Origin of the sequence: Roseburia sp. AF25-13LB, assembly GCF_003478915.1 — a bacterium.
Classification (GTDB): Bacteria; Bacillota; Clostridia; order Lachnospirales; family Lachnospiraceae; genus Roseburia_C; species Roseburia_C amylophila.
In genome coordinates this window covers 88,050-102,219 of sequence record NZ_QUFO01000005.1, presented here as the reverse complement: position 1 = coordinate 102,219, position 14,170 = coordinate 88,050, and the positions used below count along the sequence as shown (strand labels likewise).

At 41.9% G+C, this 14,170-nt stretch carries 10 protein-coding genes and 1 other RNA gene; all 11 read right to left on the bottom strand.

Features of this window, described 5'->3' with window-relative positions; translation table 11 throughout:
• Nucleotides 1-189 precede the first annotated feature (189 nt).
• The 11 genes from DWY37_RS08960 to DWY37_RS08910 all read right to left on the bottom strand — a co-directional run bounded on the left by DWY37_RS08960 (nt 190) and on the right by DWY37_RS08910 (nt 13,977).
• Nucleotides 190-1,221 (bottom strand): helix-turn-helix transcriptional regulator, encoded by a 1,032-nt coding sequence (locus tag DWY37_RS08960; RefSeq protein ID WP_117696947.1) that lies wholly within the window; start codon nt 1,219-1,221, stop codon nt 190-192.
• Nucleotides 1,222-1,540: 319 nt separating this feature from the next.
• Nucleotides 1,541-1,884, bottom strand: a transfer-messenger RNA (tmRNA) gene (ssrA, locus tag DWY37_RS08955).
• A 102-nt stretch (nt 1,885-1,986) separates the two neighbouring features.
• On the bottom strand, nt 1,987-2,454 hold the full coding sequence (gene smpB / locus DWY37_RS08950) for an SsrA-binding protein SmpB (RefSeq protein WP_022242388.1): 468 nt from the start codon (nt 2,452-2,454) through the stop codon (nt 1,987-1,989).
• Nucleotides 2,435-4,600 carry a ribonuclease R gene (gene rnr, locus DWY37_RS08945; protein WP_117696944.1) on the bottom strand — a complete coding sequence of 722 codons (2,166 nt, stop codon included), beginning with the start codon at nt 4,598-4,600 and terminating at the stop codon, nt 2,435-2,437. Before rnr ends, smpB begins: the two co-directional genes overlap by 20 nt.
• A 211-nt stretch (nt 4,601-4,811) precedes the next feature.
• Nucleotides 4,812-5,051: a preprotein translocase subunit SecG gene (gene secG, locus DWY37_RS08940; protein WP_117696942.1), complete on the bottom strand. Its 240-nt coding sequence runs from the start codon at nt 5,049-5,051 to the stop codon at nt 4,812-4,814.
• 113 nt (nt 5,052-5,164) lie between these two features.
• On the bottom strand, nt 5,165-6,430 hold the full coding sequence (gene eno / locus DWY37_RS08935) for a phosphopyruvate hydratase (RefSeq protein WP_117696939.1): 1,266 nt from the start codon (nt 6,428-6,430) through the stop codon (nt 5,165-5,167).
• Between the two features lie 85 nt (nt 6,431-6,515).
• Nucleotides 6,516-7,949 carry an adenylosuccinate lyase gene (purB, locus tag DWY37_RS08930; protein WP_022242392.1) on the bottom strand — a complete coding sequence of 478 codons (1,434 nt, stop codon included), beginning with the start codon at nt 7,947-7,949 and terminating at the stop codon, nt 6,516-6,518.
• A 198-nt stretch (nt 7,950-8,147) separates the two neighbouring features.
• On the bottom strand, nt 8,148-9,593 hold the full coding sequence (purF, locus tag DWY37_RS08925; RefSeq protein ID WP_022242393.1) for an amidophosphoribosyltransferase: 1,446 nt from the start codon (nt 9,591-9,593) through the stop codon (nt 8,148-8,150).
• Nucleotides 9,594-9,614: 21 nt separating this feature from the next.
• Nucleotides 9,615-10,487, bottom strand: a complete 873-nt coding sequence (locus DWY37_RS08920; RefSeq protein WP_117696937.1) for a phosphoribosylaminoimidazolesuccinocarboxamide synthase — start codon at nt 10,485-10,487, stop codon at nt 9,615-9,617.
• 417 nt (nt 10,488-10,904) lie between these two features.
• Complete coding sequence (gpmI, locus tag DWY37_RS08915) at nt 10,905-12,446, bottom strand: 2,3-bisphosphoglycerate-independent phosphoglycerate mutase (protein WP_117696935.1); 1,542 nt, start codon at nt 12,444-12,446, stop codon at nt 10,905-10,907.
• A gap of 40 nt (nt 12,447-12,486) precedes the next feature.
• Nucleotides 12,487-13,977 (bottom strand): CapA family protein, encoded by a 1,491-nt coding sequence (locus DWY37_RS08910; RefSeq protein WP_117696932.1) that lies wholly within the window; start codon nt 13,975-13,977, stop codon nt 12,487-12,489.
• Nucleotides 13,978-14,170: the final 193 nt, after the last annotated feature.

The window sequence follows — 14,170 nt, the reverse complement described above, 5'->3', positions numbered from 1 at the left end:
TTATCCGGCATCGTCTTTTGACTCTGCATGGTGCAGATTAAATCAAGACCTAATGGTCTTTTTTTATTGCCTTTATAATTTTTCTCTGCAACATTCCTCCGTGTCCCTCTGTTAGATAATTCTATTATGCCAAATTACAAGTCCATAAATCTCCACTTGAATTTCATTTTTTATCGAATCTTTGTTCTATCATTTACTATACTCGTTCGCCAATCGATTAATTTCCTCTCGTATCTGTTCTACCAAGCTATCCGGTGCAACAATCTTCACTCCATCACCCAATGCCATAATCCAATGTACAAAATGCATGCTGGCAGCTACTTTTACCACAACTCGAAAATGTCCATTGTCCACTTTGGTTATTCTTACATCTTTTCCAAAACGATCTATCATAACTCCTGCCAAACTATTTTCGCACAGAATTTCCACATTCCGCTCTTCCCCATTAAACATATTAAACATCTTTTTGTCATATGTTACCATATCAGGTTCTTTGAATTTACATCTGCCTTCACGAACTTTATTTTCTACTTTTATACTAAGCATTTTATCTACACGATAATGCTTAATAATTCCTGCATCTGAATCATATCCAATCAGATAGTAATACTCATCATCCCATAATAACCCCCATGGACTGACTTCATATCTCTTACCATCCCGCTTAAGCTCCGCCTCCTTTTTCACATTCCACTGAAAGTACTGAAAAGATATCTTTGAATTCTCAGCTATAGCCGTATGAATTGCATCGACATTTTCCATTATTCCATTGTTCATTGATTTTACACGCCCTGCTACATATACCTGACGCTGCAACATAGTGGCATTATGTTTACTCGTCAAATGTTCTATTTTTTTAATCAACTCATTTGATTTTTCTTCTGTAATAAACTTCGCCGCTGCAACAGAATCTACAAGAAGTTTTAATTCTGCCAATTCAAAATCTCGCTTAACAACCTGATAATGATATGTTTTTCCATACTGCGTCTTTTTTATCTTTATTCCGAATTCATCAAGCCGGGCAATATCATCATACAAACTTTTTCGTTCTGCCGTGACATTATTTGCAGACAGTTTATCTATAATCTCCTGTAATGTAATATCATGATTAGCATCTGTATTGTCCAGAAGAATTTTTGCAAGATACAGTATCTTAAGCTTTTGATTACTCCTAGCTCCGCGTCTTCGCTTTTCAACTAATATTTCCATTTTCTCTGCCATTAAAGCACCCCCTAATATTTAAATTATAACTATTATATTCTATCATTTTTATAATAGCAACATTCCTTTTCTCTAACACCTACAGAAAGTGTCACCAGTGACTTCTCACTAATATCTGACAATCAGAACAAAGAATGTGCCTGCAGCGGTCGCTTGCGACATCTACCTTATACGCCGCAGTGCATATTCTCGCGGAGCGTTTTTTACTTTACAGGAAAGCAATTTCCTGTAAAGTAAAAAAAGTTCCAACCAGCAACCATATTGTCTGCTGATTGGAACTCTTCCGTTATACGTGTCAGGGTTCGCCTACGTTCACGTTTAGTGGACTAGACGGGAGTCGAACCCGTGTCCAAAAACCAATCCCCTGTCCTTCTACGAGCGTAGTTCATAATTTGACATTCCCTCTGCAATTCCGGTATGAACACCGTAACTGTTTCAGTAGCTTCATCATACGCCCACGGGTTCAAAGCTTTGCCCGTGTCGTTTCTCACATAGTCGAAGCCTGGGTCCTAAAGTGTGAGTGCTCTAGGTCAGACTGCTGCCATTAGGCAGCGTAAGCTAATTTATTATCGTTAGCGTTTAATTTTAAGTTTGGAATTTAACGCATCACCCTGCGGCTCGCTTCTCCAGCTTCATAATCCCTGTCGAAACCTTTACTAGCCCTTATATATTTATTCTATTATAACCTGCCTCCGCTATTCCTGCAAGAGGCAAAGATAGAACCACTGTTTGTATTGCCATTAACTGACAATTTTTATCCGCCTATTAACCAAGATTTCTTACTTTGAAATCCCGCTCTGCTTCACGGCGCATATCCTTCTTTGCAATATCATTCCGCTTATCATAAAGCTTCTTACCTTTTGCAAGCGCAATCTGGACTTTTACCAGACTTCCCTTGAAATATACTTCCACCGGAACAATGGTATAACCTTTTTCCTTAATCTTCTGCTCTAATTTACGAATCTCGTTTTTGTGCATCAGAAGCTTCTTCGGACGAAGCGGATCACGGTTAAAAATGTTTCCCTTTTCATATGGGCTGATATGCATACCATATATGATGACTTCCCCATGTTCAATGTGTATGAAAGACTCCTTGATACTGCATTTTCCCATACGGAGTGATTTTACTTCTGTTCCATGCAGGCTGATTCCTGCCTCATAAAGTTCTTCCAAGAAATAATCATGTCTTGCCTTCTTATTATTGGCAATCATCTTAATCGATTCTTTTCCCATTCTTCATTTCTCCTGTTCCTGTTGCCTCTGTCAATTCAAAATCGATGGTTCTTACAATCTCATCCACACCGATTACCCGGATATATACTTTCTGTCCCAGCTTATAATGGCGGTTCGTTACTTCGCCAACCAGTTCAAAAGTGTCTTCAAAATACTGATAGTAATCATCGGTAAGACTGGTTACATGCACAAGACCCTCTACCGTATTTGGCAGCTCGACATACATTCCATAGGATGCCACCCCTGAAATAACGCCTTCATAGACTTCTCCGATATGCTCTGCCATATACTGTGCTTTTTTCAGCTTCTCAGTCTCACGCTCTGCCTCATCTGCCCGACGTTCTGTCTCGCTGGAATGCTTGGCTACTTCCGGCAGAATCGTTTCATAATGCGCCATCCGCTTATGATTCATCCTGCCCCGCAATGTTTCCTTGATAATACGGTGTATCTGTAAATCAGGATAACGACGAATCGGCGATGTAAAATGGCAATAACAGCTTGCTGCCAGTCCGAAATGTCCGGTGTTTTCTGTGGTATATTTTGCCTGTTTCATGGAACGGAGGGTCAGCCGGCTGATTAATGCTTCCTCCGGTGTTCCTTCGATTTTTCCTAACAGCTTCTGCAATTCCTTCGGGTGAATTTCCTCCTGGCTGATATGCAGTGTATATCCGAAATTTCCAATTAACGTTGCAAGTTTTCGGATTTTTTCTTCGTCCGGTGTCTCATGGGTACGATAGAGAAATGGTATCTCCTGCCAGAAAAATTCCTGCGCCACCGTCTCATTGGCAATCAGCATGAAATCTTCAATTAATTTCGTAGCTGTATTTCTGTCGTATGGCTTGATTTCCAATGGTCTTCCATTTTTATCCAAAAGGATTTTCGTTTCCGGGAAATCAAAATCAATCGAGCCGCGTTTCATACGATTCTTACGAAGCAGTGCTGCCAGCTCTCCCATTTTTTCAAACATCGGAACCAGTTCCCGATACTCTGCAATTGTTTCTTCGTTATGGTCTTCTAAAATTTCTTTTACTGCTGTATAAGTCATTCTGCGGTCAATTTTTACCACCGACTCTACAATTTTATGGTCAATGACTTTGCCCTTGGGGTTAATGGTCATGATGCAGCTCAATGCCAGCCGGTTCTCTCCTGCATTCAGGGAACAGATTCCATTGGACAATGCATGGGGCAGCATCGGAATCACGCGGTCAACGAGATATACACTGGTTCCGCGGTTCAGTGCCTCTACATCCAATGCGCTGTGCTCCTGCACATAATTGGACACATCTGCAATGTGAACGCCCAGAATATAATTTTCTCCATTCATGGTAAGGGATACCGCATCATCCAAATCTTTGGAGTCTTCTCCATCAATTGTCACCATCTGCCAGTCCCGCAAATCTTCCCTGCCTGCCATATCAGCCTCACTGACTTCTTTAGCTACATTTTCCACCTGTTTCATAATCTTCGGTGCAAATTCTGTCGGCAGGTCAAAGCCTCTTACAATGGATAAAATATCTGTTCCCGGGTCATTGATATGACCAAGTATTTCAACAATTTTTCCTTCCGGTTTCTTACCGTTTTTACCATAATCAGTAATCTCAACGACAACTTTGTGTCCATCTACTGCTCCTTTGGAACGTTCGATTGGAATAAAAATATCCTGCGCCAGCTTCTGGTTATCCGGCACCACAAATCCGAAGTTCTTACTGCTCTGATAAGTTCCGACAATCTGATGCAGACCTCTGGATATAATTTTTATAATTCTGCCTTCCCGGCGTTTTCCGGTCTTCTGCGGATTTACTGCAACAGATACAGTGTCCATATGCATGGCTCCGTTGGTATTCTCCTCCGGGATATAGATATCTTCCTCTTCACCCTCTACCGTCACAAAGCCAAAGCCTCTGCTGTTTCCGGTATAAACACCGGTTAAGAATCTTCCGGAAGCCTTTACATATTTGCCCTTCTGGGTCAGCTCTACCTTGCCTTCTTCCAGCAAAGCATCCAAAACCGCATGCAGCTCTTCCCGCTGCTCTTTGGATACCTGCAGAATCATTGCAATCTCTTTGGCTTTCATCGGGACATATAAGTCATCACAGATAAACTCATATACAATTTTCTTTCTTTTTTCCAGTGCTTCTCTATCCATTCTTTTCTTTCCTATTTTTTCTTGCTGCTCACATAACTTCAAGAAACTGCTTTACACTTTTCTTGCGCCTGCGGCGGTCACTTGCGGCGGTCGCCTGCGGCATCTACCTTATACACCGCAGTGTGCATCCTCGCGGAGCTTTTTTACTTTACAGGAAAGCAATTCCTGTAAAGTAAAAAAAGCTGTCGTTCACACGACAGCTCTTTGGTTCTTAGAAACTTCCAATATTCAGTACGATGGAAATTAACAGGAATAGGATTACCAGTACTCTGGTTACCTTTACCAACATTCCTTCCATAGAACGACCTTTATTCTTGCCCCAATAAGTATCAGCTGCTCCGCTGATTGCTCCAAGTCCTGCAGACTTACCTTCCTGAAGAAGAATAATTACTGTCAATGCGATAGATATAATAATAAATACAACTGTTAAAACCGTTTTTAAAACTGCCACGAATGACACCTCCTGTGGATTTATAATACTCGTAACTTTGACAGTATATCATACACAAGGACAAATTACAACCACTTATTTCGCATTTGTATTGAAATTTTTGCTGAAATCTATTACGATTCTTCGATCCGAATCAGACGATTATATTTTGCCGTCCGCTCGCCACGGCACGGTGCTCCGGTTTTAATCAGATCACTGCCAAGCCCTACTGACAAATCCGCTATGGTCGTATCCTCGGTCTCGCCGCTCCGGTGGGACATGATGGTCTCATAACCATGTTCTTTTGCCATGCGGATGGCTTCCATAGTTTCTGAGAGCGTTCCAATCTGGTTTGGCTTAATCAAAATCGCATTACCGCATCCCATGGAAATTCCTTTATTCAGGCGCACCGGATTCGTAACAAATAAATCATCGCCTACCAGAATCACTTTATCTCCCACTTTTTCTGTCAGACGTTTCCAGCCATCCCAATCCTCTTCGTCCAACGGGTCTTCAATGGAATAAATCGGGAAACGGCGAATCATCTTTTCCCAATGAACAATCAGTTCATCCGTGGTATAACGCTTGCCGGATTTTGGCAGATAATATTCTCCCGGTGCATTGCCTTTCCATTCACTGGCAGCCGCATCCAGAGAAATCATAAACTGTTTGCCTCTGCCGCAGCTGTACCCTGCTTTGGTAATGGCTTCCATAATAAGCTGGATTGCTTCCTCCTCATTTGTAATGTCTGGGGCAAAACCGCCTTCATCTCCCACTGCCACAGACAGTCCACGGTTCTTTAATATTTTTTTCAAATGATGATAGACTTCTGCACACCAGCGGATTCCTTCCGTAATGCTGTCGGCTCCAATTGGAAGTATCATAAATTCCTGAACATCCAGATTGTTATCGGAATGTGCACCGCCATTTAAAATATTCATCATCGGCACCGGAATTGTTACTGCATTTACGCCGCCCACATAGCGGTAAAGCGGCATCTGCAATGCTTTTGCTGCTGCTTTGGCACAAGCTAAGGACACACTTAAGATTGCATTGGCACCAAGCTTTCCTTTATTTTCTGTTCCATCCAGCTCCAGCATCAGCGCATCTAAATTTTCCTGCCGCAATACGTTTCTGCCTATCAGTGCTTTTGCAATTCTTGTATTTACATTTTCTACCGCCTGCTGCACACCATTTCCACCATAACGCTCGCCGCCGTCTCTTAATTCAATGGCTTCAAATTCTCCTGTACTGGCTCCGGAAGGTGCTGCCGCCCGGGCAGTCGACTTCTTTCCGGTTGTCTCTGTCTCCACAGTTACTTCTGTTTCTATTGTGGGATTTCCTCTGGAATCTAATATTTCTCTTGCATGAATTCGTGTAATCGTCATTTTTACAGCCATAAAAAAAATCTCCTTTTGAAAATATTCTGAATTAATAGTTCAGTATCTCCAAAAGAAGATTTTTTATTCTTTCGAAACAATTCGATTATACGTTAATCTCAGCTGTCATACCAAGAATCTCTTTATTGTCATCCAAAATTGGCTGTACCACATTCTTTAAGAAAGCATCTACCTGAATTGGTGCTCTTCCCACATATTTTGCAGGGTCCATATTCTGCTTCAACTCTTCTAAGGTTGTATGGAATGCAGGTTCTGCTGCAATCAGCTCAAGAAGATTGTTCTCTTTACCCTCCTGTTTTACATTTTTGCCTGCTTCCATGGAAAGTACACGAATCTTCTCATGTAATTCCTGACGGTCGCCACCAGCTTTTACAGCATCCATCATAATATTTTCGGTTGCCATAAACGGAAGTTCGCTCATCATATGTTTGTAAATAACTTTCTCATATACTACAAGTCCATCTACCACATTTAAGCAAAGGTCTAAGATTCCATCGATTGCAAGGAATCCCTCTGGAATAGAAAGACGCTTGTTGGCAGAATCATCCAGAGTTCTTTCAAACCACTGGGTTGCGGATGTAATTGCCGGATTCAATGCATCAATCATGACATAACGGGAAAGAGATGCAATACGTTCACTACGCATCGGATTTCTCTTATAGGCCATTGCAGAGGAACCAATCTGGCTCTTCTCAAATGGTTCTTCTACTTCTTTCAGGTGCTGCAGCAGACGGATGTCGTTAGACATTTTATGTGCACTTGCTGCAATGCCTGCTAAAATATTTGCTACTCTGGTATCCACTTTTCTGGAATAGGTCTGTCCGGATACTGCATAGCATTCTTTGAATCCCATTTTCTGTGCAATCATCGGATCAATCTTATCAATGGTTTCCTGGTCCCCATCAAAAAGCTCCTGGAAGCTTGCCTGTGTTCCTGTGGTTCCTTTAGAGCCTAAAAGCTTCAGGCTGCCTAATACATAATCTAGGTCTTCCAAATCCATAATGAATTCCTGGCACCACAGTGTTGCACGTTTTCCTACGGTTGTAGGCTGTGCCGGCTGGAAATGGGTAAATGCCAGTGTCGGCTGATTCTTATATTTATCTGCAAATTTTGCCAGTTCTGCAATGACATTTACTAATTTCTTACGAACCAGTTTTAATGCCTCTGACATAATGATGATATCAGTATTATCTCCAACGTAGCAGGAGGTTGCTCCTAAATGGATGATTCCTTTTGCTTTCGGACACTGTACGCCGTAAGCATATACATGGGACATAACATCATGACGGACTTCTTTTTCTCTTGCCTTTGCCACATCATAGTTGATGTCATCCTTGTGTGCTTTTAATTCATCAATCTGTTCCTGGGTAATATCAAGTCCCAGTTCTTTCTCGGTCTCTGCTAATGCAATCCAGAGTCTTCTCCAGGTACGGAATTTCATGTCCGGAGAAAAAATATACTGCATTTCCTTGCTTGCATAACGCTCAGATAATGGACTGTTATATCTATCAGTACTCATATGTGTGCTCCTTTTTATTTTTTATATTCATAATTGCAGACTCAGCTCCACTCAAAAGTTTCGCTCCACTCGGAAGCTTCGCTTCCTCGTTGTCCGTTGCACCTTCGTGCACCGTACAATCCTTACAGCCATACCGGCTGGTTCATGCAAGCATGACAGCCGGTACGGCTATAAGAATTAGCCGCTGTGCCAGTCTGCTTATCGCTCATAGTCACCACGGATATCCTCTTTTGGCGGCTCCATTGGATATTTTCCAGTAAAGCATCCTTTACAGATTGGAAGCCCTCCAACCAGCTGCTCTAAACGCTCTATCTTTAAATAACCTAATGAATCTGCTCCGATGATTTTGCGAATATCTTCTATGGTGCGGTTATATGCGATCAGCTGCTCCCGTTCCGGAATATCTGTTCCAAAATAACATGGCCATAAGAATGGCGGAGAACTGATTCTTACATGCACTTCTGTGGCACCAGCTTCTTTTAACATATTTACAATACGGTCAGATGTGGTTCCACGCACGATGGAATCGTCAATCATAATAACACGCTTGCCACGGACTGATTCTGCAAGTACATTTAATTTTACTCTTACGCTGGATTCTCTGCTGCTCTGCTTCGGTTTGATGAAGGTTCGTCCCACATAACCATTTTTTACAAAAGCAGTTCCATATGGAATTCCGGACTGCAGGGCATAACCCTGAGCTGCTGCATTTCCTGACTCCGGTACTCCTACTACCAGGTCTGCATCTACCGGTGAATCCATTGCAAGGAAACGTCCTGCCTGGATACGGGATGCATAAACGCTGACCCCGTCAATATGGCTGTCCGGTCTCGCAAAATATATGTATTCAAAAATACAACGTGCTTCCTGTTCTTTTGGAAGACACATAGTCATATCAGACTGAATGCCGCCTTCCGGTGAAATTGTTACCACTTCTCCCGGCAATACGTCTCTGACATACTCCGCATCAATGGTCTCCAAGGCACAGGTCTCAGAAGTAATGATATAAGCATTGTCACGTTTTCCGATTACAAGGGGTTTGAAGCCATATGGGTCTCTTGCGCCAATCAGCTTACGAGGGCTGGCTACAACCAGAGCATAAGCTCCTTTTAACTTCTGGCAGGCTCTGCGTACTGCTTCCTCGGCTGTCTTGGAATTCAGACGCTCTCTTGCAATGTGGTAAGCAATTACCTCAGAATCAATGGTGGTCTGGAAAATTGCTCCGGTATATTCCAAATCTTTGCGAAGCTCCTTCGCATTGATGAGGTTTCCGTTGTGTGCCAATGCCAGCGTACCTTTTACATAATTCAATACCAGCGGCTGTGCATTCTCACGGGTGGAGGAACCTGCGGTGGAATAGCGGACATGACCGACTCCGATATCACCTTTCATTGCTTCTAACTGTTTTCCGGTAAATACTTCGTTTACCAGTCCCATATCTTTATAGGAAGTAACTTTTCCCTTCGGTCCGTTTGTCTCACTTACTGCAATACCACAGCTCTCCTGTCCTCTGTGCTGTAATGCAAACAGACCATAATAAATACTGGAAGCCACATCATTTCCGTCAAAATCATACATGCCGAAGACGCCACATTCTTCATGCAGTCCGTCCCATGGGCTTTCCTTTAATTCATTGTTATTCATAGGGTTCTCCTGACTATATTTTTAAGCAAATTTCTTACCGGTCAGTAATTCAAATGCTTCTTCGTATTTCTCAATTGTCTTCTCGATTACTTCATCCGGAAGGAGATAATCACTGTCTGGATTTGCTTTTAACCAGTCTCTTACAAACTGTTTGTCATAAGAAGGCTGTCCCTGTCCCGGTTTATATCCTTCTAATGGCCAGAAACGGGAGCTGTCCGGTGTCAGCATCTCATCACCTAAAACTACATTTCCATTCTCATCGAGACCAAATTCAAACTTGGTATCTGCAATGATGATTCCTTTGCTTAATGCATATTCCGCACATTTCTTGTAAAGTGCGATGGTATATTCTTTAATCTTTTCTGCGTACTCAGCACCCTTGCCCGGGAATGCTTTCTCTAATACGTCAATACTCTGTTCAAAAGAAATATTCTCGTCATGGTCACCAATCTCAGCTTTGGTACTTGGTGTGTAAATCGGCTCAGGTAATTTATCGGATTCTACAAGTCCTTCCGGTAATTTGATTCCGCAGACGGTTCCGTTCTCTTTGTAGCTTGCCCAGCCACTTCCGGTAATATATCCACGAACAATACATTCGATTGGAATCATTTCCAGTTTCTTGCACATCATGCTGTTGCCATCATATTTCTCATTCTGGAAAAATTCCGGCATATCTTTTACATCAACGGAAAGCATATGGTTTGGCACGATATCCTTTGTAAAATCGAACCAGAATCTGGACATCTGTGTCAGAATTGCGCCCTTATTGGTAACCTTGTTCTTTAAAATATGGTCAAACGCTGAAATTCTGTCTGTTGCAACAATGATAAGGCTTTCTCCATTATCATATACTTCTCTTACTTTTCCTTCTTTAAATGGTTTAAATTCCTGCATACTGCTTTTGTCCTCCATTTTATGCTTTCGCAAATTTTTGTTGTGATAAAAAACACTACTGGAAAATTATAATACAGTGCCTTTTAGAAAGTCAATGAATTTGGGCGAAGTGCGCCTTTTGCCCCATATAGAAAAATGAGCGAAATTTATTAGTTTTTTTGTCTAATATTTTCTATTTATAAGTATTATTAATATATGTGCCGGAAAATACTTATCTATAGCAAAAGATTCTGTACCTTACACTTGAGATACAGAATCTTTTTATTTACGCGAGTAGCGAGAAAAAATCTGCGAGAAAAGAAGGAGCCAGGCTTGCCTGAGCGAGCTTCTTTTCTCAGCAGATTTTGGCGAGCACCGCGATAACTCGAGGAACTCGCAAAGCGTGTTTCTCGTAGTTAGTATTTCGCCCTTACGGTCTTATTTTTTGATTAACAAAGATTTCCCTGTCATTTCTTTTGGCTGTTCCATTCCCATCAGCTCGATTAATGTAGGAGCGATATCTGCAAGACATCCACCCTCTCTTAAACCGTATGCAGGGTCTGCATTTACCAGAATGAATGGTACCGGATTGGTAGTATGTGCTGTAAATGGTTCGCCTGTTTCATAATCGATTAACTGCTCTGCATTTCCGTGGTCTGCGCAGATGAACATCTGTCCGTCAACCTCTTTTAATGCTGCAACAGCTTTGCCTACGCACTCATCAACTGCTTCTACTGCCTTGATTGCTGCAGCCTGAACTCCGGTATGTCCAACCATATCCGGGTTAGCAAAGTTGATTATGATTACATCATATTTTTCAGATTTGATGGCATCTACTAATTTATCACATACTTCGTATGCACTCATTTCCGGTTTCAAATCATAGGTTGCTACCTTTGGAGATTTTACCAGAATTCTTTCTTCACCTTTGTTTGGCTCCTCTACACCGCCGTTGAAGAAGAAGGTTACATGAGCATATTTCTCAGTCTCAGCGATTCTTGCCTGAGTCTTGCCATTGTCTGCAAGGAACTGTCCAAATGTATTGGTAAGTTCTACCTTGTGGAATGCAACGGTTTTGTTTGGAATGGTTCCATCGTATTCTGTGAAACATACATAAGTTACGTTCTTTCTTGCGCCTCTGTCAAATCCGTCGAACTCATCTGCACAGAATGCTCTGGTAATCTCTCTTGCACGGTCAGGACGGAAGTTAAAGAAGATAATGGTATCGTTATCCTGTACGGTTGCAGTTGGAGCACCATTTTTCATAATTACAGTCGGAACTACGAACTCGTCTGTTACATCTTTTGCATAAGATGCATCAATTGCTGCAACAGCGCTGTCTGCTGTCTCGCCAACACCTTCTGTAATTGCTTTATATGCTTTTTCTACACGATCCCAACGGTTGTCACGGTCCATTGCATAGTAACGTCCGTTGATGGTTGCAATTTCACCAACACCGATTTCTTTCATTTTTGCTTCCAGCTCTTCGATAAATCCTTTTCCGGAAGTAGGTGCGGTATCACGGCCGTCTAAGAAGCAGTGTACATATACTTTGTCTAAACCTTCTTTTTTTGCCATTTCCAGAAGTCCGAATAAATGTGTAATGTGGCTGTGAACTCCACCATCGGATAATAATCCATATAAATGAAGTGCAGAACCGTTGTCTTTTACATTTTTCATGCCGGCAAGCAATACTTCGTTTTTAAAGAAATCTCCATCTTCGATTTCTTTGGTAATTCTGGTTAATTCCTGGTATACAATTCTTCCTGCACCCATGTTCATATGTCCTACTTCGGAGTTACCCATCTGTCCATCCGGAAGTCCTACGGCAAGTCCGCTGGCATTTCCTTTTACCCATGGATAATCTTTCATCAGTGCATCAATGTTTGGCTTGTTTGCCTGGGCTACTGCATTACCCTCAGTTTTGTCATTCAGACCAAAACCATCTAAAATCATCAATACGGTTGGTTTTTTACTCATGTTTTTTCCTCTTTTCTTTAAAATCTTCTATTGAAACGGATTACTCCGTTGCTGTCACATATCCATCATCATCTATGGTAATTCCCACGGAAAGGGATTCCATAAAATCAAAAATACGTCTTTTCTCACTTTCATCTGTCACCAGTGAGGTCTTGTAATTCTTCTGTATACACGGCAGAAACCGGAAATCAATAGTTCCGTCATCCCGGATGATTACCTGGGATAAGCCGGTATCTAATGTTGACGCCGAAAACCAGAAATTGCCAAGGCTATAGATAATCGGCACGCCATCCATATATTCCATGCCCTGCAGGCAATGGGTATGTCCGCCGATAATGACATCCACACCGGCTTCCACAAACTGTTTTGCAAGAGCCACCTGGTCAGAACCAAAATAGTTATTTCCTTCTGTTCCCCAGTGTACAAAAGCAATCACATAATCGCTGTTGTCTCTTGCTTCTTCTATTACTTTCAGAAACTTGTCCGGATTTAAGGTCTTTAACACGCCCGGTGTCGTCTCAGTTGCTTCCTTCGTATAATTTAAAGAGCGTTCAATCTGTGTAGCTGATACAATTGCTATTTTCTTTCCATTTGCCACAAAATATACCGGACGCATGGCATCCTTTAAATCTTTTCCTGCTCCTACATACGGAATTCCTGCCTCTTCCAGTGTATCTATGGTATCAATCAATGCAGCTTCGCCATAGTCATAGACATGATTATTGGCAAGACTGACAATATCTGTTCCAAATGTTTCTAACAAGTCGACACGCTTTGGATCTGCCCGGAAAGTATAATCCTTGCCAGCTAAAGGTTCCCCCCTTGTACTGTAGGTGAACTCATTGTTTATCATCATTATGTCAGCGTCATTCATTTCCTGTAACAAATCAGCAGAAAAACAGTCATAGATTCCATTTGGCTGCCCGTCCATATGCTCTGTCGTGCCCCAGCCTTCTGCGAAATTAATATCGCCGGTAAAATCCAGCACGATCTCATCTGGCGAATTGCATGTTTTCCAGTAAACCTGCTGCAGATCCTCTTCATTCATTCCTGTTGCCTGACAATAAAGAAGCCACAACACATGAATCGAATTTCCGGTCTCTTTATACCAGATATTTACATCCTGTTCTTCCTGGGACTCTTTTGCAATATTAAGCACTGCATCTTTTCCGTAGTTGGCATAAATCCAGTTCAGAAAGCTCTCATCAATCCGGTAATCCCCGATAAACTCTTTACTGCAGGAATCTAATAATGCCTCGTATGCATCATCCAGATCTTCTATTACCAGCTTCTTCGTCTCCTGCTTCTCTGATTCCGAAGCTGTTTCTGTAGATTCTGTTGCTGCATATTCTATTTGTTCACTGTCTTTCTGTTCTGCATTTACTGCCGTCTTCTGCCGGCATCCGCTGCAAATCATTCCAAACAATAATATTGTCAGCCCTGCTATCTGCAAAGTTTTTCTTCTCAAACCGGTATCCTCGCCCAACTCCTCTTTTCTCTCTTGTATGCCCTGCTTTATTGCCGATAACATTATACACTATCTTTCTTTTTCTAACAATCCTTATTTTGCAAGCGTATTCTGGTATAGACTAAATTATCTGTGCAGGTCGTTCGTCGACAATGCCACGTAAGGGCAGAAAGGGGTACTAAGAATTTCCTCTATACGCCTTTTCTTCCCGCAACCGGTGCATATTCGCATCCATGCTCAGATGCACCTCGCAGGT